Annotated in this window: 20 protein-coding genes and 1 pseudogene; 18 read left to right on the top strand and 3 right to left on the bottom strand. The window is 33.1% G+C overall.

The genetic code is table 11. The annotated features are described in order from the left end of the window. Positions 1-224: 224 nt before the first annotated feature. Positions 225-1,508 (bottom strand): fumarylacetoacetase, encoded by a 1,284-nt coding sequence (gene fahA / locus ACHRVL_RS10310; RefSeq protein WP_395412431.1) that lies wholly within the window; start codon positions 1,506-1,508, stop codon positions 225-227. 109 nt (positions 1,509-1,617) lie between these two features. Between fahA and glyA the strand changes: the two genes are divergently transcribed. The 6 genes from glyA to ACHRVL_RS10280 all read left to right on the top strand — a co-directional run bounded on the left by glyA (position 1,618) and on the right by ACHRVL_RS10280 (position 7,513). Beyond that, positions 1,618-2,892 (top strand): serine hydroxymethyltransferase, encoded by a 1,275-nt coding sequence (gene glyA, locus ACHRVL_RS10305; RefSeq protein WP_089057729.1) that lies wholly within the window; start codon positions 1,618-1,620, stop codon positions 2,890-2,892. A gap of 137 nt (positions 2,893-3,029) precedes the next feature. Next, positions 3,030-3,623, top strand: a complete 594-nt coding sequence (locus ACHRVL_RS10300; protein ID WP_089055797.1) for a tRNA-(ms[2]io[6]A)-hydroxylase — start codon at positions 3,030-3,032, stop codon at positions 3,621-3,623. Positions 3,624-3,844: 221 nt separating this feature from the next. Further along, the gene (locus ACHRVL_RS10295; RefSeq protein WP_395412429.1) at positions 3,845-4,885 is read left to right on the top strand and encodes a GMP reductase; all 1,041 of its coding nucleotides are present in this window, start codon (positions 3,845-3,847) and stop codon (positions 4,883-4,885) included. Positions 4,886-4,905: 20 nt separating this feature from the next. Further along, positions 4,906-5,403, top strand: coding sequence for a GNAT family N-acetyltransferase (locus tag ACHRVL_RS10290; RefSeq protein ID WP_395412426.1), 498 nt, complete (start codon positions 4,906-4,908; stop codon positions 5,401-5,403). Between the two features lie 100 nt (positions 5,404-5,503). After that, positions 5,504-6,070 (top strand): TetR/AcrR family transcriptional regulator, encoded by a 567-nt coding sequence (locus tag ACHRVL_RS10285; protein ID WP_395412423.1) that lies wholly within the window; start codon positions 5,504-5,506, stop codon positions 6,068-6,070. A gap of 39 nt (positions 6,071-6,109) precedes the next feature. Continuing rightward, positions 6,110-7,513, top strand: a complete 1,404-nt coding sequence (locus ACHRVL_RS10280) for an MFS transporter (RefSeq protein ID WP_395412420.1) — start codon at positions 6,110-6,112, stop codon at positions 7,511-7,513. 9 nt (positions 7,514-7,522) lie between these two features. Here ACHRVL_RS10280 and ACHRVL_RS10275 read toward each other — a convergent pair whose 3' ends face one another. Continuing rightward, entirely contained in the window at positions 7,523-8,101 is a 579-nt protein-coding gene (locus ACHRVL_RS10275) for a pentapeptide repeat-containing protein (RefSeq protein ID WP_395413012.1), read from the bottom strand. 158 nt (positions 8,102-8,259) lie between these two features. Between ACHRVL_RS10275 and aspA the strand changes: the two are divergent. The 8 genes and pseudogenes from aspA to ACHRVL_RS10235 all read left to right on the top strand — a co-directional run bounded on the left by aspA (position 8,260) and on the right by ACHRVL_RS10235 (position 15,689). Continuing rightward, positions 8,260-9,668, top strand: a pseudogene (gene aspA, locus ACHRVL_RS10270) (aspartate ammonia-lyase). A 155-nt stretch (positions 9,669-9,823) separates the two neighbouring features. Next, on the top strand, positions 9,824-11,098 hold the full coding sequence (locus ACHRVL_RS10265) for a BamA/TamA family outer membrane protein (protein ID WP_395412417.1): 1,275 nt from the start codon (positions 9,824-9,826) through the stop codon (positions 11,096-11,098). Positions 11,099-11,226: 128 nt separating this feature from the next. Beyond that, a complete protein-coding gene (locus ACHRVL_RS10260; protein ID WP_395412415.1) occupies positions 11,227-11,847 on the top strand; it encodes an outer membrane beta-barrel protein in 621 nt (206 codons plus the stop codon). A gap of 164 nt (positions 11,848-12,011) precedes the next feature. Beyond that, entirely contained in the window at positions 12,012-12,686 is a 675-nt protein-coding gene (locus tag ACHRVL_RS10255) for a response regulator transcription factor (protein ID WP_395412414.1), read from the top strand. A gap of 1 nt (position 12,687) precedes the next feature. Further along, positions 12,688-13,359: a HAMP domain-containing protein gene (locus ACHRVL_RS10250; protein WP_395412412.1), complete on the top strand. Its 672-nt coding sequence runs from the start codon at positions 12,688-12,690 to the stop codon at positions 13,357-13,359. Beyond that, a complete protein-coding gene (locus ACHRVL_RS10245) occupies positions 13,350-13,769 on the top strand; it encodes a sensor histidine kinase (RefSeq protein WP_395413010.1) in 420 nt (139 codons plus the stop codon). The genes ACHRVL_RS10250 and ACHRVL_RS10245 overlap by 10 nt, the downstream gene beginning before the upstream one ends. 77 nt (positions 13,770-13,846) lie before the next feature. Beyond that, positions 13,847-14,569, top strand: a complete 723-nt coding sequence (locus ACHRVL_RS10240; RefSeq protein ID WP_395412410.1) for a hypothetical protein — start codon at positions 13,847-13,849, stop codon at positions 14,567-14,569. Positions 14,570-14,741: 172 nt separating this feature from the next. Further along, positions 14,742-15,689, top strand: coding sequence for a bestrophin family protein (locus tag ACHRVL_RS10235; RefSeq protein WP_395412409.1), 948 nt, complete (start codon positions 14,742-14,744; stop codon positions 15,687-15,689). 69 nt (positions 15,690-15,758) lie between these two features. Here the strand turns inward: ACHRVL_RS10235 and ACHRVL_RS10230 are convergent, their stop codons facing one another. Next, positions 15,759-17,177, bottom strand: coding sequence for a PLP-dependent aminotransferase family protein (locus ACHRVL_RS10230; protein ID WP_395412408.1), 1,419 nt, complete (start codon positions 17,175-17,177; stop codon positions 15,759-15,761). Positions 17,178-17,277: 100 nt separating this feature from the next. Here ACHRVL_RS10230 and ACHRVL_RS10225 point away from each other — a divergent pair, with 100 nt between their 5' ends. The 4 genes from ACHRVL_RS10225 (at position 17,278) to ACHRVL_RS10210 (ending at position 22,145) form a co-directional block, all read left to right on the top strand. After that, entirely contained in the window at positions 17,278-18,195 is a 918-nt protein-coding gene (locus tag ACHRVL_RS10225) for an EamA family transporter (protein WP_395412405.1), read from the top strand. Positions 18,196-18,345: 150 nt separating this feature from the next. Continuing rightward, positions 18,346-18,918, top strand: coding sequence for a Crp/Fnr family transcriptional regulator (locus ACHRVL_RS10220; RefSeq protein WP_395412404.1), 573 nt, complete (start codon positions 18,346-18,348; stop codon positions 18,916-18,918). 61 nt (positions 18,919-18,979) lie between these two features. After that, positions 18,980-19,768 carry an SDR family NAD(P)-dependent oxidoreductase gene (locus ACHRVL_RS10215; RefSeq protein ID WP_395412401.1) on the top strand — a complete coding sequence of 263 codons (789 nt, stop codon included), beginning with the start codon at positions 18,980-18,982 and terminating at the stop codon, positions 19,766-19,768. 115 nt (positions 19,769-19,883) lie between these two features. Continuing rightward, entirely contained in the window at positions 19,884-22,145 is a 2,262-nt protein-coding gene (locus ACHRVL_RS10210; RefSeq protein WP_395412399.1) for an acyl-CoA dehydrogenase, read from the top strand. Positions 22,146-22,224 lie beyond the last annotated feature (79 nt).

Below are 22,224 nucleotides of genomic sequence, written 5' to 3'. Positions count from 1 at the left end.
ACTGTTTGTCATTTCGACGAAGGAGAAATCACACGCGTAAATCGACAAAGATTGGCGATTTTGAGTAGGGAGTTTCTAGTGTGATTTCTCCTTCGTCGAAATGACATAAAATGAATAAAAAACTTTGCGACTCTGCGTCTTTGCGAGATTAAAATAAACATAAAAAAAACCTTGGCTCTCACCAAGGTTTTCTTTTTTTATATCTCTTCAGATTGATCAGCTCTTCATTGTCTAATGAACGGAGGTAATAATTGGCTTGAAACTTCTCCAAATCCAATTCGTACTTCATTGCTCTCGCAGAAACCACGAATAATTACCGTGTCGTTATCTTCAATAAATTTACGTTCGCTGCCATCATTTAGCTTAACTGGATTTTTTCCTCCCCAAGTCAATTCTAACATAGAGCCAAAACTATCATCAGTTGGTCCTGAAATAGTTCCTGAACCCATCATATCACCAGAATTTACACGACATCCGTTTGAAGTATGATGTGCTAATTGCTGACTCATTGACCAGTATAAATATTTAAAATTAGATTTAGAAACCACAGTTTCTTCCTGTTCTTCTGGTTTTATTGAAACTTCTAAATGAATATCAAAAGCTTTTTTTCCTTTTGTTTGTAAATATGGAAGCGGAGTAGGATCTTGCTTAGGCCCTTTTGTTCTAAAAGGTTCTAAAGCATCCATTGTAACAATCCATGGAGAAATTGAAGTTGCAAAGTTTTTAGCTAAAAATGGTCCAAGCGGCACATATTCCCATCTTTGAATATCACGCGCACTCCAGTCATTTAGTAAAACCATACCAAAAATATAATCTTCAGCTTCATACGTTGAAATATTTTCTCCCATTACATTGACATCAGTTGTAATGAAAGCAGTTTCCAATTCAAAATCAACTAAACGAGACGGGCCGAAAACAGGATATTTTTCACCTGCCGGCAAAGTTTGTCCCATTGGTCTGTGAACTGGAATTCCTGACGGAACAATTGTTGAGCTTCTTCCGTGATAACCTACTGGGATATGCAGCCAGTTTGGAAAAAGCGCATTTTCAGGGTCGCGAAACAGCTTTCCTACGTTTGTAGCGTGTTCTCTGCTCGAGTAAAAGTCAGTATAATCACCAATTAAAACAGGAAGCTGCATTTCTACATCATCGATGTTAAAAATAACAATATCTCTGTCTTTTGTTGAATCTCTAAGTTGTGGATTGGTTTCGTCGAAAATTTCGGCAATGCGATTTCGAACTAAACGCCATGTTTTTTTTCCATCAGAAATAAAATCATTAAGCGTATCCTGCATGAACATATCGTCAGTCAAATCAATTCCTGCAAAATAGTTCAATTGTTGTAAAGCCCCTAAATCTATAGCGTAATCACCAATTCTTGTTCCTACGGTCACAACATTTTCTTTAGTAAGAAATACACCGAAAGGAATGTTTTGAATAGGAAAGTCGCTATTTTCTGGTACTTCTAACCATGATTTTCTTTTGGTATCGTTAGCGGTTATTGGCATGTTGGATGTTAATTATTTGTTGAAAAATTACTTGTCAAATATATCATAATCTAACAGTATCACAAACGTTTTTTTGTATTTTTGCAGGAAATTAACGAAAAACGAAAAAATGCAACGCGACGAACAAATTTTTAATCTTATCCTAGAGGAAAAAGATAGACAAATTCACGGATTAGAACTTATCGCTTCAGAAAATTTTGTAAGTGATGAAGTAATGCAAGCAGCAGGGTCTGTTTTAACTAATAAATATGCCGAGGGGTATCCTGGCAAAAGATACTACGGCGGTTGCGAAGTAGTTGACGTTATTGAGCAAATTGCTATTGACAGAGCAAAAGAATTGTTTGGTGCTGAATACGCAAACGTACAGCCTCACTCAGGTTCACAAGCAAATACATCTGTATATCACGCTTGTTTAAATCCTGGTGATACAATTTTAGGATTTGATTTATCTCATGGTGGTCACTTAACTCATGGTTCACCAGTTAACTTTTCTGGTCGTTTATACCGTCCAGTTTTCTACGGTGTAGATGCTGAAACAGGTCGTTTAGATTATGACAAAATTCAAGAAATTGCTACAAAAGAGCAGCCAAAATTAATTATCGCAGGAGCTTCGGCTTATTCTCGTGATATGGATTTTGCTCGTTTCAGACAAATCGCTGACAGCGTAGGAGCAATTTTATTTGCTGATATTTCTCACCCTGCAGGTTTAATTGCAAAAGGTTTGATGAATGATCCAATCCCTCATTGTCATATTGTTTCAACAACAACTCACAAAACATTACGCGGACCTCGTGGAGGTTTGATCTTGATGGGGAAAGATTTCGAAAACCCACAAGGTTTAAAAACTCCAAAAGGAGAAATCAGAATGATGTCTTCATTATTAGATTTAGCTGTTTTCCCTGGAAATCAAGGAGGGCCTTTAATGCATATTATTGCTGCAAAAGCAGTTGCTTTTGGTGAAGCACTTAAAGATGAATTCTTTACATACGCAATGCAATTGCAAAAAAATGCAAATGCAATGGCTGATGCTTTCGTAAAAAGAGGTTACAACATTATCTCTGGAGGAACTGATAACCATATGATGCTTATTGACTTAAGAAATAAAAATATTTCTGGTAAAGAAGCAGAAAATGCATTAGTAAAAGCAGAAATCACAGTAAATAAAAACATGGTTCCATTTGATGACAAATCACCATTTGTTACTTCTGGAATTCGTGTAGGAACAGCTGCAATCACTACTCGTGGTTTAGTTGAAAAAGATATGGAAACTATCGTTGCTTTAATCGATAAAGTTCTTACAGATCACACAAATGAAGATGTTATCGAAGAAGTTGCTGAACAAGTAAACGAAATGATGAGCGAAAGACCAATTTTTGCTTACTAAAAAATAGTTTCAAGTTTAAAGTTTCAAGTTTAAAGTTTTGAACTGTTCAAAAGACGGTTTAGAACTTTAAACTTTTTTCGTTTAGAATAGAAAACTTGAAACGTTAAACAAAATAAACCTGAAACAAATATAAAAAAATGGGCGTACTAAGATTACAATTGCCAACTGACCCTAGATGGGTAAATATTGTTGAGAAAAATATAGAAGAAATCTTAACAGATCATGCATGGTGCGAGCAAAAAGCAGCAACAAATGCTATTACAATTATCACCAACAACTCTGAACATCAAGATTTAGTTCAGGATTTATTGGCTTTAGCCAAAGAAGAAATTGATCATTTTGAGCAAGTTCACAATATCATTATTAAAAGAGGATTAAAGCTTGGACGCGAACGCAAAGACGATTATGTAAATGAACTTTATTTATATATGAAGAAAAGCGGCGACGGAAGTCGTGTTTCAGGTTTAGTAGAACGATTATTATTTTCGGCAATGATCGAAGCTAGGAGCTGTGAACGTTTCAAAGTGCTTTCTGAAAACATTAAAGATGAAGAACTAGCCGTTTTTTACAGAGAATTAATGGAAAGCGAAGCAGGTCATTATACAACCTTTATTACTTATGCTAGAAAATATGGAGTTGGCATAGATGTTGAAAAACGCTGGAGAGAATGGTTGGAATTTGAAGAATCAATCATTACCAATTACGGAAAAGGTGAAACTATTCACGGATAATTTCCTTGTTTCTTTTGTTTAAAGTCTCAAGTTTCAGGCTTGTCAGGTTGAGCGAAGTGAAAGTCGGCATAAAGCACAGAAAGAAAAATCCGTTTCCATCAGCGTTTTCGCGATAGCGAATCAGCGTCATCTGCGTTCAAATAAAGATAAAGTTTAGCAATCTAAATTCAACAATCTAAAATCTAAAATTGTATATTTGAGAGTAACCAAAATCTTGAACTATGAGAATAGAAACTGATCTGAAATTAGGATTTAAAGATGTAATGATTCGCCCCAAAAGATCTACACTAAAAAGCAGATCTGAAGTTTCTCTCGAACGAAATTTTAAGTTTTTACACAGTACAGCAGATTGGACAGGGATTCCGATTATGGCAGCAAATATGGATACAGTCGGTACTTTTGAAATGGCGAAGGTCTTAGCAAAAGAAAAACTTTTTACCGCAATTCATAAACATTATACTTTAGAAGAATGGAATGATTTTCTGAAAAATGTTACGCCAGATTTCTACAACTATATTGCCATAAGCACAGGAACAGGAAAAGAAGATTTTGAAAAAATTGGAACAGTAGTTACTGCAAACCCGCTCTTAAAATTTATTTGCATTGATGTTGCCAATGGCTATTCAGAACATTTTGTTCAGTTTCTAAAACAAACACGAAAACAATATCCAGATAAAGTTATTATTGCCGGCAATGTTGTTACAGGCGAAATGGTAGAAGAATTACTTTTGGCAGGCGCCGATATTGTAAAAGTTGGTATTGGACCAGGTTCTTTTTGTACAACACGTGTAAAAACAGGCGTTGGTTATCCGCAGCTTTCTGCAATTATTGAATGTGCAGATGCAGCACACGGTTTAGGCGGACATATTATAAGTGACGGCGGCTGTACAACTCCAGGTGATGTTGCAAAAGCTTTTGGAGCAGGTTCAGATTTTGTAATGTTAGGCGGAATGCTTGCCGGACATACTGAAAGCGGAGGAGAGCTAATCGAAATAAACGGTGAAAAATTTAAACAATTCTACGGAATGAGTTCGGCAACTGCAATGGACAAACATGTTGGAGGGGTTGCAGAATATAGAGCTAGCGAAGGAAAAACAGTTCAGGTGCCTTTTAAAGGAAATGTAATTCAAACTGTTTTGGATATTTTAGGAGGATTACGAAGTACTTGTACGTATGTTGGCGCCCCAAGATTAAAAGAACTTTCTAAACGAACTACATTTATAAGAGTAAGTGAACAAGAAAATCAAGTTTTTACAAATTAAAAGAAATCTCAGAGTATAATATGATTACAATTTCAGAAGCAGATGTAAATGATGTTAAAATAATTCAAGAAATCACAAACATCACCTGGCCAATTACATATGGAAGTATTTTATCTAAAACCCAGTTAGACTACATGTTAGGGCTTTTTTATTCAGATGAAGCTTTAAGTAAACAAATCGATAATAAGGAACAATTGTTTTACTTAATTTTAGATTCAGAAGCCACAATAGGATTCATCGGAATTGAACATAATTACAAAAAAGAAGCTGTAACTAAAATTCATAAAGTATATCTTTTACCAGAAACTCAGGGGAAAGGATATGGCAAAATTGTTTTTGATTTAATTGAAGAATTAGCTTTAAAGAATAATTCTACTGCGCTTTTATTAAATGTAAACCGTTTCAATACGGCATTAAATTTCTATAAAAAAGTTGGTTTCGACGTAAAAGAAGAAGTTGATATTGAAATTGGAAATGGTTATTTAATGGAAGATTATGTAATGAGAAAACCATTATAGTTTTTAGTTAATTAAATTCACACTTGATGAATTATTAATTTTGATTAAAATATATAGATAGATCTATCTGTTTTTGATGTATCTTTGACAAAAAAAGAGAATGGAACAGAAAGCCAGCGTAAAAGAAAGAATACTTGAAACAGCTTCTCGTCTGTTTTATCATCAAGGCTATAACAGCACAGGAATTAATCAGATTATCGCTGAAGCCGGTATTGCTATTGGCTCTCTTTACAAGCATTATCAATCCAAAAGTGATTTGTTGTATCATTATTTAGAGCAACAAGAAATAGAGTATTTTAATGATCTTGACAGCTGTTTAAAAGAAGAGATAGATCCTATACAAAAACTGCTTAAACTGGTTGATTATCGTATTAAACTTCAAGAGGATTCTAATTGTTCTGGATGCCATTTTATTAAAATAAATGCCGAAATTGGTAGAGAAGATAAAAGAGTTGAGCAATTTATTGCTGCACATAAAAAGCGTCAAAAAGATTATATTAATGTCTTGATTGATGAAATAAGTGCTGTAGAAAAACTTTCGCTTGAAAAAAGCACCGTACAAAATATTGTCTTTTTAACAATAGAAGGAGCAGTAGTATCAGCAAGTATAAACGGAAATACTAATGATCTCCAAACTTTTAAAAATACCATTAAACAACTTTTCTAATTTTTTTTAATCCAAAATAGATAGATCGTTCTATATATTATGAAAAATACAAAATACATTTCATTGCTCATTCTGTTACTCGGACATTTACTTACTATACTAGACATATTTATTGTAAACATCGCCATTCCTTCCATTCAACGAGGACTTGGTTCCAATAATGGAAAAATACAACTGGTGGTTTCAATGTACATGGTCGGGTTTGCTTCTTTTTTAATAATTGGGGGTAAAATAGGGGACTATTACGGGAGAAAGAAAATTTTTATTCTAGGAATGTTTCTATTTATGATTTGTTCTGCTGGATGTGGTTTTGCAGAAACAATCGACCATCTAATTTTACTAAGATTTTTTCAAGGAATAAGTGCGGCTTTAATGTCACCACAAGTTTTATCTTATATACAAGTTCTTTTTACTGATCATAAGGAACGTACCTATGCGATGGGCTGGTACGGAATTGCTATAGGTATTGGTACTATGCTGGGGCAGTTTTTAGGTGGTTTCTTGGTAGAACTTAAACCGTTTTTAATTGACGATTCTTGGCGCTATATATTTCTCATAAACATTCCTATGTGTGCAGCTGGTCTATTGCTGGCGACTCGCTATCTTACTCAATCTAGGGATAATTCTTCTATGCAAATGGACTATTTGAGTGCTTTTATTTTATGTGGAGGACTTGCCATATTAGTTTTTACTTTAAGTACTGGAGGAGAACAAAACGGTTCTATTAAAATTGGTTTGCCTTTATCTATTTTGTTTGTTTTTGCTTTTATATTCAGACAGATAAGAAGAAAATCTAAAGAAAAAGAACCTTTATTAGATATGAAACTTTTCACCTATAGGAACTTTAATATGGCAATTTCAGCGTCAGCACTTTTTATGTTAATGCTGGATGCCTATTTTTTTGTACTTGCGATTTTTCTTCAGGAAGGAATTCGACTGTCTCCGATGCATGCAGGATATTTTATTGTATTTCAAGGAAGCGGTTTTATTCTTGCCTCATTTTTTTCTGCAAAATTAGTGCTGCGTTATGGGAAATTTGTATTGATATTTGGCGTACTGTTACTTATGTTTGTGCTTATTCTACAACTTATTCTTTTTTATTACGAAACAATTGATTTTAGAGGATATATAGTAATGTTTTTACATGGCGCTGGTGTTGCACTGGTTTTGCCTTCATTTGCTAATATTGCTCTCAAAAATTTACCACAAAATCTTATAGGAAATGCTTCTGGTGTTTATTCTACATTGCAGCAGTTGTTTGGGGCTTTTGGAATTGCTATTACTGGAAGTGTATTTTACTATTTAACAAAAGGTACCACAGATTTTCAGCATTTCTACAATGCTTTTTTCTATGGCATGCTTATTCATTTTTTTTGCTTGGTAAGTGTGTTAGTGATTTTATTGTATCTGCCAAAGTCAGTACTTCCTAAAAAAGCAGATTAATGTTACTCATTAACTCACAATTACATCATGTTTAAACAACAAGCCTTTTAATTCTTTCAAAGCAAAAACGGCTTTTTTAAGTTTAGTTTTAGACGGATCAATCGTATAGTTGTAACTAGTTCTAAAATCGGCTTTGTTGGCAATTGCTCTATCAAACTCAGATCGGTATAAATCGCAATTGTCAAAAATAACATTGGTTAAATCAGCGGCCATAAAATCTACTGCAATTAAACTGCAATTGACAAATGGCGTTCCCTTTATTTTTAAAGTATAGAATTTTGAAAAGTCCAGAATACAATCTGTAAAGCTGACTTCAAAAATTAGTTTGTCGCACATGGCGAAGTTTACTTCTTTAATTTCACATCGATTAAAAGAAGCAGTTCTAAAAGCTACATAATTAATTTTGGCTTCATTAAAAATGCAATCGTTAAAAACGCAGTCAATAAAAGTAACAGCAAGAAAAGTACAGGCAGAAAAGTTACAATTATTAAAAACGCAGCATTCAAAATCTTTAAAATTTAGATCGTCTTTGGCGTAAATAATGGTATTAAACTCTTTATCAAGAAAATATTCGCTTTCTTTTTTCAACTCTGTTCTTATAATTGTTTGAGAGTGAAAAGGTAATAATTTAGAATAAAATATTCTATGCAAATCGCAAATCATTTTGATTTCATTCACATTTTTAATGCATAATTTGATGTAGCTTTACATTTATTTTTAAGTTAAAAACATAGCAATTTTATTATATGGAATCAACAAGAAAGGAACATGATTTTCTGGGAGAGCTAGAAATTCCAAATCATTTATACTACGGAATCCAGACTTTTAGAGCGGTAGAAAATTTTAATATTACTGGAATTCCTATTTCTAAAGAGCCTTTGTTCATCAAAGCTTTAGGATATGTAAAAAAGGCAGCTGCTTTGGCAAACAAAGACTGCGGTGCATTAGATCCTAAAATTGCCGAAGCGATTTGTTATGGAAGCGATCAGGTAATTGCTGGAAAATTTAATGACGAATTTGTGAGTGATTTAATTCAAGGCGGTGCAGGGACATCTGTAAATATGAATGCTAATGAAGTGATTGCAAACATTGGACTTGAATATTTGGGACATAAAAAAGGCGAATACAACTTTTTGCACCCCAATAATCATGTAAATTGTTCACAGTCTACAAACGATGCTTACCCATCGGCATTTAGAATTGCATTGTATCTAAAAATGGAAAGTTTTATTAAAACGCTTTCTGGATTAGAAATTGCTTTTGCAAAAAAAGGTGAGGAGTTTAAAGAAGTTCTGAAAATGGGAAGAACGCAGCTGCAAGATGCTGTGCCAATGACTTTAGGACAAGAATTTAAAGCTTATGCGACTACGATTGGCGAAGATATTCAACGTTTAAGAAATGCTCAGGAACTATTATTAGAAATCAATATGGGAGCAACTGCGATTGGAACGAAAGTAAATGCACCCGAAGGTTATCCTGAAATTTGCGTGAAATATCTTGCTGAAGAAGTTGGAATTGCTTTAACGCTGTCTCCAGATTTAATCGAAGCAACAGTTGATACAGGAGCATACGTACAGATTATGGGAACTTTAAAACGTTCTGCTGTTAAGATTTCTAAAATCTGCAACGATTTAAGATTGCTAAGTTCAGGGCCTAGAACAGGTTTAAACGAAATTAATCTGCCGGCACGTCAGCCTGGTTCGTCTATAATGCCTGGAAAAGTAAATCCAGTAATTCCAGAAGTCGTAAATCAAACCTGTTTTTATGTAATTGGTCAGGATCTAACCGTTACGATGGCCGCAGAAGCTGGACAATTGCAATTGAATGTTATGGAGCCTGTAATTGCTTTTGCCATGTTTACATCGCTTGATTATCTGTCAAATGCTATTCAGACTTTAATTGATAAATGCATCAACGGAATTACTGCAAATGTTGATCACTGTTATAATATGGTAATGAACAGCATTGGAATTGTAACACAATTAAATCCAATTATTGGCTACGAAGAAAGTGCAAGTATTGCCGGCGAAGCTTTGAAAACGAACAAAAGCGTACATCAAATTGCGGTTTTAGAAAGAAAGCTGATCACACAGGAAAATGGGATGAAATTTATTCATTAGAAAATTTAATTCACCCAAAGTTTATTACGAAATAATTGATTCTATATAATTCGTTAGTAAAAACCGTCAATGCAAATTGACGGTTTTTTTTATACAATTAAACGAATTAAATTTAAGTAATGTGTTGAAAATAAGCTATATTTACAGAAGGTTTGAATATGATTTTAGTAGAAATTAAAACTTTTAAAGAGTGAAATTCTTAGAAAATACTTATTTTAAACACATCCTGAAATTAGCAGTTTTGCTTCTTTTTACTCCTTTATATTTAAATGCACAATCGGAATCTGAGACAAGCAACTCAGAAATATGTGCGCCAAAAACTATTTTTGAAGTCTTTAAAAAGAAAGATTCCATTTATATTGTTAAACCCACTAAAAGCAATTTTTTTCTTGTAATCCCGGCAATTGGCTCACAACCAGCGACCGGATTTTTTTTTGGCGGTGTTGCCCAGTACACGTTCAAAGGGAAACAAGAAGCTGATAAATATTCGGTAGCAAATCTTGGAATTATTTACACTTTGAAAAAGCAGTGGATGATCAATGTAAAAAATAATATTCTACTAAAAAATAACAGAATTTTTTTAAGCGGCGATTATCGCCTATACATTTTCTCACAGCCCAATTACGGTCTAGGCACCGATATTATTCCGCCTCGACGCGATCGAGATCCAAGTTTTAGTATCGACTCGATTGCTCAATCAATGGATTACAATTATTTTAAGTTTCATCAAACGGCTTCTTTTGAGGTAAGAAAGAATTTTTATGTGGGCGGAGGTGTAAATATTGATTGGTACACTAATATAAACGATAAAGAGTTGGATGTAGCTAACGGAAATTTGACTTATCATTACAATTACAGCCAACAGCACGGATTTAATAATTTAGAATATTTCCTAACAGGTGTAAGCTTTAATATGGTATACGATTCACGAGATAATCAAGTGAATTCGAACAGAGGATGGTTTGCCAATGTTAATTATCGTTTTAATCCCGTTTTATTTGATAATCAACAATACAGTAATGTTTTGTATACAGAATTCAGACAGTTTATTCCCTTATCAAGTAAAAACGACCGTTATATTTTAGGAATTTGGGCTTACGGACAATTTGTAACACGTGGTAAAGTACCTTATTTAAATTTACCCGCAATTGGCTGGGATCAGCGCAGCAGGAGTGGAGAGGGATATACACAAGGCTTATTTAGAGGAGATGGACTGATTTATCTGTCTACAGAACTTCGATTTCCCATTACTTGCAATCAAATGATAAGCGGTACCGTTTTTACCAATTTTGTAACTGCTAGTAATAAGGATGCCAATACATCTCTTTTTCACACAATTCAACCAGCGGCTGGTATTGGATTAAGAATTCTGATTGATAAAAAAACGCGGACCAATTTAATTGTGGATTATGCATGGGGAAATAGTTCTAAAGGATTCTATTTGAATGCAGGTGAAACATTTTAAATTTGTAATTGAGTGTATTTTAGTGACTTAATTTTTTACTGGTCTGATTTTTTTTGTTAAAATTTATTTAAAATTTAGAAGAAAAAACTTAAATTTGATTTCCCTATTAACTTTCAAAAACAAAATTTATGAAAAAGTACAGTTTATTTTTAGTTTTTTTCCTATTTGTAATAGGAATGAATGCACAAGATGCGAGGTCATTTTCTCTTAATTTGTATGGTGGTTACAATTTTTCTGACAGCATCGATTACGATGGTTATTCAGCAACAGTTGAAGATGGTTTTCAATATGGAGCAGGATTTGAGTATTTCTTTTCAACAAACAATTCAGTTGAATTAAAGTATTTAAGAGCTGATACTAAAATTCCATTTTATGGTCCAACAGGAAACCAAATCAATGCTGGAAATGATAAAGGAGCTTTCAATTTTATTCTTGCCGATTTTACTCATTATTTTGATACAGGCTCAAATCTTTTGCCTTATTTAGGCGCTGGAGCGGGAGTTGGTATCATTGAAACACCTCAGGGCGGAAGTGGTACTTATTTTGCCTGGGATATAAAAGGAGGGGTAAAGATTAAAACCGCTTCAACAGTCTCTGTAAATATTAATGCCTATTTACAATCTATGTCAGCAGCAGTTGGTGAGAGTTATTATTGGACATATTGGTATGGACCAGTTGCAGTTGATGATTATGTTTCTACTTTCCAGTTTGGCTTAGGAGCTGTATTGAGCTTTAATTTCAAAAACTAGTATTAAATAACCCAATTTTAGTATATAAAAAAGCAACTTATTATGAGTTGCTTTTTTTTTGCATTAAAATCTGAGTAATAGTTCATAATAAAATCATAATTTATAACAGTTATGAATAGTATTTTTAATGGCAATCCCTATTTTTGTTGTTGATACAAATTAATATGAAACTACTTATAGTCGAAGACGAACCAAATCTTTTATCGATTTTACGCAAAGGATTTGCAGAAAATAACAACGAAGTAAGTGTGGCACTTGATGGTAAAACTGCACTAGAAATGATTCACAACTATAATTTTGATGTTGTAATTCTAGATGTAATGCTGCCTGATATTAATGGAATTGAAATATGCAGAAGACTTCGCGCGAGTAAAAACTTTGTGCCTGTTTTGCTTTTAACAGCTTTAGGAACATCAGAAAATATCGTAACCGGCCTTAATGCAGGAGCTGATGATTATTTGGTTAAACCATTTAAGTTTGGAGAACTTGATGCAAGAGTTAACGCTTTACATCGTAGAGCACATCAAGAAACAGATAAAATTGATGTTATTTCAGTAGGAGATTTAGAGATAAATGGACGCGCAAAAACAGTTAAAAGAGACGGAGAATCTATAATTTTGACTGCAAAAGAGTTTAAATTATTGTACTATTTAGGCAAAAATGCTGGTATGATTGTTTCTCGAGATCAAATTTTAGATAATGTTTGGGATATTAATTTTGATATGAACACAAATGTTGTAGATGTGTATATTACATATTTACGAAAGAAAATAGACAAACCTTTCAAAACCAAACTCATTCATACAATGAAAGGACTAGGTTATGTTATAAAACCATAAAATGGATATAAGAAAAAAAATTACTTTAACCTATGTAGCGCTTTCAACTTTTAGTACCTTACTTTTAAGTGTACTTGTTTTTGTTTTGTTTAGAGAAAACAATCGTTATCATTTTTTGAAACGATTAGATGACAGGGCAAAAATTGTGTCTTCTATTCATTTTCAAAATGATCCTGAAAAGATAAAATATTATAGTAATTTAAAGAAAAACGGACTCGAGGAACTTATCGAGGAAGAAGAGTATGTGCTTAAAGTAAACAGCGCTAACAGCTTTGATTACAATACAGACTTAAATCTTCCAAATGAGTTTTATTCTACCATATTAGAGACAGGAAGAAACTATTACGAAATAAACAGCAAATATTATTTAGGACAGATTTTTAAAGAAGGAAATCAAAAATACATAGTAATCGTTGGTGCGCGAGATCGCCAAGGAAAAACGACTTCTATTTATATTGTAAAAATATTGATCGTAGGAGGTATTGCGTTTATGTTTTTGGCTTTCTTTCTAGGTCGCTTTTTGGCTAAACGAGTTATTAATCCTGTAGCAAGAATTATTAGAGAAGTAAACCGAATAAGTGCATCAAATTTGCACAACCGTCTTCCTGAAGTTAAAAATTCTGATGAGATCTCTGATCTTACAGAAACCTTTAATGATAAAGCATCAAGTTAAACTTTGCTCCAAAAGATTCAAGTTTACTGCTGCTGCCTTGTAATAAACCTCTTTTAGAGCTCGCTATTAATAATATTATTACCAACGGAGTAAAATACTCCGATAATAATGAGGTTTTTGTGGTTCTTACAGTTAACCATGATTTAATTAAAATTTCTATTAATGATATCGGAATTGGAATTCCACCTGAGGATATCCCTCATTTATATGAACCTTTCTTTAGAGGAAAAATTGCGGCCAAGTATATTGGATATGGTTTAGGTCTTCCTTTAGCTTCAAAAATTATCCGTATGCATGATGGAGAAATTCAAGTGCAATCTGAGCAAAACAAAGGAACTATCGTTACTATAATCTTTAATAAATCAAAAATCAAAAAGAATAACATTAAAAATTCTAATGTTGAATCTTAGAAAAATCTAATTAGAGCTTAAGAACGATCTAATTTCCAAGGAGTTATTTTGTATGTATAAACTAAAAGAATATACTTATGAAAAATTTCCTTATACCTACTACATTAAAAGACGATACAATCAGCGCAGTAAATGCCGCTATTAATCAAGCAAAAGAATCGGAGTGCGAAATCATTCTAATGATGGTTTCTGACACTCCGGATACTTTTTCTTCTTCTCATTTTTTGCGTGAAATGAGAACTGGACTTACAAGAAGCCAAGAAGAAGTTTTAGAAACTTGCCGATATATGATTGATCATACGCAAAACTGCAAAATAAAAATCCACAATCAATACGGTCTTTCATCTCCAATTTTTAGAGGTATTATAGACAACTTTTCTGTTAAATTGGTCATCTTAACTCACTCTTATAAAAAAGAGACCAAACGTATCCATCAGTATTTAACTCAGCTGGCAGGAAACCAAAAATGCCCAATTCTGCACTTAGGAATTGAACAACCTAAAAACGATTTCAACAAAGCACTTTATATCGAAAATGGTAAGGCAAATATGCATATTAAAGATGTACAGCAATTTTTGAATGATAATTTCTCCTATGAAATTGTAAGCCAAACTTCAAAAATCGATGATAACTATGAAGATATGGCTCCATATTTAAATGAAGCAATTTCAAAATATGACATCGATTTGCTTGTAGAAACTCGTAAAGGAGAGAAAATCAAATTTAAGAAAACTAAAAAAGAGAGTATTAACGAACGTTTAGGACTTCCTGTTCTTTCGTTATACGAAGAGTTGGTTTAAAGTTTTTAGTCCTTAGTAACTGTTCCTGCTTTTGTCGATACAATGGACTCGATTTTACAAATGTAAAACTTATAGATATAGTTTATATATCTTAAGTCTAATTACTAGGTACTTAGTACTAATCGCTAAAAAAATAAACAACTCAAATATTAATTTAATTAAAACCGACGATATGTTATTAAAGAAAAGAATACCAATGAAGTACGTTCTCGGGAAAATTAAAGTAGAAATTGCTTTGGTATTAGCTTATACCATACTATTTGAAATTTTTCATCACTATTTTATAAATCTTCCTGTAGATATTCCAATTGCGATTCCAACAATGATTGGAACGATTATTTCCTTATTATTAGCCTTTAAATCTAATCAGGCTTATGATAGATGGTGGGAAGCAAGAATTGTTTGGGGAGCAATTGTAAACGACTCAAGAACCTTAATCCGTCAAGTATTAACTTTTTATAAAGATCCAGATTTTTCTGTCAAAGCAAGCGAATTCAAAGAGAATTTTGCCAAAAGACAGATTGCATGGTGTTATAGTTTAGGTCAGGCACTGCGAAACAAAGATGCCATAAAACCGCTTGAAGGTTTGGTAAGCGAAGAAGAACTTCGTTACATTAAAAACCATCAAAATATACCAAATGCTATTTTAATGCTGCATGCGCGAGATCTTAGAAATGCTAAGAACGAAAAGCGAATCAATATGTATCAACAAGTAGAAATTGATAATACATTGTCAAGATTATGTGATGAGATGGGTAAATGTGAGAGAATTAAAAATACTATTTTCCCAACTACTTACAGTATGTACATTAGATTGACGCTGTGTTTGTTTATTTTTCTGCTTCCGTTTGGTTTAACAAGCGTATTAAGCTGGTTTGCCATTCCATTAATCACTGCAATTTCGGGAGCTTTCTTTTTAATAGAAAGAATGGCTATTCACTTGCAGGATCCATTTGAGAACAGACCTTCAGACACACCTGTAACAACTATTGCTAATACGATCGAAAGAAATATCAAACAAATGCTTAATGAGTATCAAAGTGAATTTGATATTATAAAAGAATTTGATTTAAAAGACGAACCAGTAAAAGTCGAGAAAGACGCTTATTTCGTTTTATAACAATTTTAATTTTGGTCTCTTAATTGTTGGCTGGACAGTATATATTGTAACTGTCCAGCTTTTTTTATATTATTTGGCAGCCAGTTTTCCTAGAGTTTGTATTGATTCTCTAAGTTCATTTGTCCAAGGAAGACCAAAACTCAAGCGCATACAATTTGAAAATTGATCTTGAAAAGAAAAAATTCGTCCTGGAGCAATACTAATATTGTGTTTCATAGCTAGGTGATAAAATGCAGCCGTATCAATACTTTTATCAAGCTCAATCCACAGAAAAAAACCTCCTTGCGGCTGACTTACTTTTGTTCCTGCTGGAAAAGATTCTAAAACCGTGTTTATATAATTATTACAATTACGATTTAAAATTTGACGGATTTTACGAAGATGATTCTCGTAACGCCCATTTTTTAGAAAATCTCCCACAACTTCATGTGTAATAGTAGGCGAGGAGAGACTATGATAAATTTTATTTCGTAAAATCTGTTTTTTAAACTTTCCAGGCGAAACCCAGCCTACACGATAACCCGGCGCAAGCGTTTTTGAAACAGAACTGCAGCACAATACAATACCGCTTTCGTCATACGTTTTACAGTTTGTAGGACGGCTGGAACCAAAGTACAAATCACCGTGAATGTCGTCTTCAATCAGCGGAATATTGTAAAATTCCATTAATCGAACGACTTCTATTTTATGTTCAGCAGGCATCATACTCCCAGATGGATTGCTAAAATTGCTCATCAACAAACAAAGTTTTACTTTCTTTGAAGAAAGAGCCTTTTTTAAAGCCTCCAATTCTATACCTGTTGTCATGTTTGTTGGCAGTTCCATAATATACAAACCCAATGATTTTGCCAATTGTAAAATTCCAAAATATGCAGGACTTTCGGTTATAATAGTATCTCCAGGCTTTGTCAAAGTCATTAAACAATGTGAAATAGCACTTGTACAGCCCGGCATTGTTATTATATCATGTTCAGTCAAAGATCCGCCCCAAGTGTAGGACCAGCGGGCAATTTCTTTTCTTAAATTTAAATTTCCTTGAACTTGTTCGTAGCTTGTTCCGCTGTTTGGAAGCTGTCGCATGGCTTGAACCATTCCTTTGTTCAACTTCGCAATAGGAAGCAATTCATTTGAAGGAAATCCTAAAGAGAGCATTGTAATACTTTTATCGGTCATGTTGCCATAAACCTGATCGATCAAATCTTCGCGATCAATATTTTCACATTTTAAAATAGGACTGCTTGGTGATGGTTCAGGAATTGTTCTAGCCGAAATATTACTTACATAATACCCAGATTGCGGTCTTGATTCTATAAGTGATCTGCTCTCAATTTCGTAATAAGCTTTGCTTACGGTACTCATGCTGTAACCTGTTTCTGCACATACTTCACGTATAGAAGGCAGTTTGTCGCCCACGTTTAAAACACCAGATTTAATCTGTTTTTCAATACGGTCAGCAAACTGTAAATACAAGTAATTCGAATCTTTCATAAAAAAAACTGTTATGCTGCAATTTACAAAAACTGTATCTGTATTGCTGTATAATTTTTTAGAAATTTGTTTCATCAAAAAAAGTATAAATAATATCCAGATGAAAACAACAAAATACTACATCGCAGCCATTACATGTTTTGTAATCTGGGGATTTTTTAGTTTGGTTTTAAAGCCAATACATGAGTATCCATCATTGGATATATTATTTTATCGTGTTTTCAGCTGCAGTATTCTAATGCTGTTGATTGCTTTTACCTTTAGAAGAAAAAAAATAAAAGAAACTATAGCTACTTTTAAAGTTATGCCGGTTTCTGAAAAACGAAGAAGTATTTTACTAAATATTGGCGGAAGCGTTTTTTTAATGGCAAACTGGTTTACATTTATATACGTAATGAATCACGTTAGTGTAAAAGCAACTTCATTAGCTTACTTAGTATGTCCAATTTTAACCACTTTATTGGCTTATTTTATTTTGCATGAAAAACTAAGTAGAACACAATGGATGGCTGTTGGTTTAAGTATTTCGGGCTGTTTGCTTTTATCTTATACTAATATTATGGATATGGTTTTCAGTATTATAATCGGCTTTACTTATGCTTCTTATTTAGTAAGTCAGCGTATAAACAAGGGGTTTGATAAATTTATAGTTTTAACCTTCCATATTACATTGGCCGCTTTATTTTTACTGCCTTTTTATCCTGCTTACAGCGGACAGGTTCCAACAGAATTTAAGTTTTATTTCTGTATCGAAACCATTGCTATTTTGTTTACGATTTTTCCGTTATTCCTTAATTTATATGCACTTTCAGGTATTAATTCTTCAACAGTTGGGATGCTTTTGAATATTAATCCAATGATTGCATTTCTTTTGGCCGCATTCTTTTATAAAGAGCCAATTGGGTCTATTCAAATTATCGCATACGGAATTGTATTTCTTGCTGTATTGGTTTTTAATTCACATCATATTTTTGCCATTAAGCAAAAATTAATCCCAGTATCCAAAGGTTCTAAATAACAACCGTTTTTTATATTTTTTATTGGTTTAAAATATAAATTACCAGAATCTTAACAGGATGTTTAAACAGGAATGAGTATTTTTCATTCCTGTTTTTTTATGCAGTAAATTGAAAAATACCACTTCAGATTAATTGAAACTAAATTTTAAATGTACGATAGACTTTTAAATTTAATCCGAGAGATTATAAAAACCGATGAGAATGATGTTGTTATGGTTCAGCGTTATTTTGAACCTTCTTTTTGTGATAAAGGCCAGATTTTAGAAATAGAAAACAAACCTGTTAAGTATCTTTATTTTATAAATTCAGGTTTTATTAGAGTTTTTTATAATGAAAATGGCTCCCAAATTACAACTCATATTAATTGCCCATCTGGTTTCATTACTTCATTTAATAGTTTTATAAATGCAGCTGTCTCAAATGATAATGTTGAATGTATAACTTCATGTCAAGTCTTACGTATTACAAAAGACAATTTTAATCTTCTTTGTCAAAATAGTCAAAAATGGGCTGATTTTGCAAGAATTATTTATGAAAGATCTGTTATTTACAATGAGCAAAGAACCAAGGATATTATAAATTTATCAGCAGAAGAACGCTATTTAAACCTGTTAAAACATAATCCTGATATAATTCAGAATGTTCCACTTCAATATATTGCCTCTTTTATAGGGATTAAACCTGAAAGTTTGAGCAGAGTTAGAAGAAAACTAATTTCCTAACATAGGTCAAGTAGGTTGATTTAGTTATTACTGAATTTTGCTTCAGAAAAATAACTAAAAAATGAAAACAGTAAAAAACAAAACGGCATTAATTACAGGGGCTTCATCTGGCATTGGAGAAGCTTTTGCATATGAACTGGCAAAACAAGGTGTAAACCTAATTCTAACAGCGAGGTCAGAAGGTAAATTAAACCTTTTAGCTAATAAAATTTCTAGCGACTATAAAGTAAAAGTAACCGTTTTTACAGGTGATCTTTTACAAAAAGACACTCCTTTCAAATTGTACGACCAAATAAAGCAAGCAGGTTTATCAGTAGATTTATTGATAAATAATGCTGGATTTGGTAAATGGGCAAATTTTCTCGACGAAAGTATTCAGCAGTACGAAGATATGATAGAAGTTAATATCAATGCATTGGTAAAACTCTGCCATTTGGTATTGCCAGATATGCTTAAGAAAGGTGAGGGCGGAATCATTAATGTTGCTTCAACGGGTGCTTTACAGCCTTGCCCTTATGTGGCTGCATACTGCGCGAGTAAGTCATTTGTTCTTAATTTTTCTGAAGCTCTTTATGGCGAATATAATAAAAAGGGCATCGCTATAACTGCTCTTTGTCCTGGCAATACTACAACTGGTTTTCAATCTATTGCTAAAGCAAATACAAATGGAATGTCTGCAGATACTCCTGAACTAGTTGCCAAACAAGGAATTAATGCACTATTAAAGAATCGTAGCTTTAAAATCGTTGGAGTAATGAATTATGCTCAATCTTTTTTACCTAGATTCTTAACTAGAAAAGCAATGATTAATGTTGTAAGCGGTATGATGAATGGTAAGGTTAACGGATAAAATATTCAATTGTAGTTAAATTGAACAACTTACTAAATTTATATATTAAGAGAATCTTAACGGACTTTAAGTGAAATTTATTTAATTTAACAGAAGTAAAAAATTAAGATTCTCTATGAAAAACACCAAACTTCAAGCCTTTACTCCATTGTTTTATTTAGTGTGGTCCGATGATCTTTTAACTCAAAAAGAATTTGTTACACTAAAAGAGTTTATAAAATCTCAAAAAGCCCTTTCAGTCGAAGAGCAAGAATATCTTCTTTCAAAAGTTGATATTTCAAATCCGCCTTCGCGAAATGAACTTACACAGTGGAAATCAGACATTGAAGCTAATATAAAAGACAAATCGTCGATAAAATCTATTTTTGATATTGCGGTTGCACTTTCAGAAAAAGACTTGGATATTTCGGCTTTAGAATCAGATTTTACAAAACTGGAAAATGATCTTGGAATTCTGGGAGAAGAAGTAATTCAGAATTTTAAAACAAAATCAGATTCATTAACTGCTAATTCTCAAACAACAAATAGTTTTGATATTCAACAATTAACGTCAATTCTAAACGGTAAAGAAGCACCAATAATTAACAGAGTAAAATCAATAATTTCGAAACCAGAGTTTGCTTATGAAACTTCGACAGATATTCATGTTTACCGCCAAACAGTATATAAATGGTGTAAAATTTTAGCAGAGGAAAATCTAGGAAATATGGCCTATCCAAAGCAATATGGCGGAGGAGAAAACATTGCAGATTATTTTGCTGTAATGGAGACATTAAGTTACCATGATCTGAGTTTGGTAATAAAATTTGGAGTTCAATTTGGACTTTGGGGAATGAGTGTGCAATCTCTTGGAACAGAGAAACATTACGCTAAATATCTAAAAGATATTGGTTCTTTAAAACTTCCCGGCTGTTTTGCAATGACCGAAACACATCATGGATCTAATGTAAAAGGACTGGAAACCACGGCAACTTATAATCATAACGATCAAACTTTTACAATTCATACGCCAAACAAAAATGCCCAAAAAGAATATATTGGCAACGCTGCAGTACATGGTCAAATGGCGACCGTTTTTGCAAAACTAATTATTGATGGTCATGATTATGGTGTAAATGCTTTTATAGTTGGACTAAGAGACGCAGATGGAAATATTCTAAACGGAGTTACGATAGGCGATTGCGGTCATAAAATGGGCTTAAACGGAGTTGATAATGGAACAATAAGCTTTGATAATGTCGTGATTCCGAAAGAAAATATGCTCGATCGTTTTGCATCGGTAAATGATAAAGGAGAATTTGAAAGCCCGATTCCAAGTGATAACAGACGGTTTTTTACGATGTTAGGAACTCTAGTCGGAGGAAGAATTGGGATTCCACGTTCAGCATTATCAGCAGCAAAATCGGGATTAACAATTGCAATTCGATACAGTGACCAGCGCCGACAGTTTGGACCAGAAGGAGGATCAGAAGTTCCAATTTTAAATTATAGAATTCATCAGCGTCGTTTACTGCCGCATTTGACTAAAACCTATGCTGTACATTTTGCTCTGCAATATCTAACTAATAGATTTTTGAATCGAACCGAGGCTGAAATGCAGGAAATAGAAGCATTGGCGGCGGGATTGAAATCATACTCAACTTGGAGCACAAGAGATATACTGCAAGAATGCCGTGAAGCTTGCGGTGGAAAAGGATATTTGTCTGAAAATAGAATTGATGCTTTAAAAAATGACACTGAAATTTACACCACTTTTGAAGGTGATAATACCGTTCTGATGCAGTTAACGGCCAAAAATCGTTTATCTGAATTTAGAAAATCTTTTGGTGAAATGGGATCACTCGGAATTATAAATTATGTGTATGAAAATGCAAAAACCGCAATTACCGAAAAGAACCCAATTGCTACTCGCAGAACAGAAGACGAACATTTATTAGATGGGGAATTCCATTTGCAGGCTTTCATTCACAGAGAAAAAACAATTTTAGCATCGGCAGCAAAACGTATCAAAAGGTTAATTGATGACGGATTAGATACTTATGATGCTTTTAATGTAGTGCAGCATCAAATGATAGATGTATCTCAAGCGTATTTAGAAAGAGTAGTTCTAGAACAGTTTCAAATTGCTGTTAAAGCTGTAGAAGATTTAAAAACAAAAGAAATATTGACAAAATTAAGTCAGCTGTATGCACTTTCTCAATTAGAAAAAAACAAAGCTTGGTTTCTTGAAGATGGATACATGGAAGCGGTAAAAACAAAAGCAATCAGAAAAATGGTAAATCAATTATGCTGGGATATCCGCCCAGATGCGCTGGCTCTGGTTAATGCTTTTGACATTCCAGAAAGTTGTTTGTCAGCGCCAATTTCTAAGTTATAGCATTAAAAAACTGCTCCAGCGGAGCTTTCACAACAAATAAAAATTTAGGAACTAGACCAATGTGATTACTTTATTATAT

It is taken from the genome of Flavobacterium sp. FlaQc-28, assembly GCF_044007415.1.
In the GTDB taxonomy this organism is placed as follows: domain Bacteria; phylum Bacteroidota; class Bacteroidia; order Flavobacteriales; family Flavobacteriaceae; genus Flavobacterium.
Note: the sequence above shows the minus strand (reverse complement) of the source record. Positions and strands in the feature narration are given on the sequence as shown.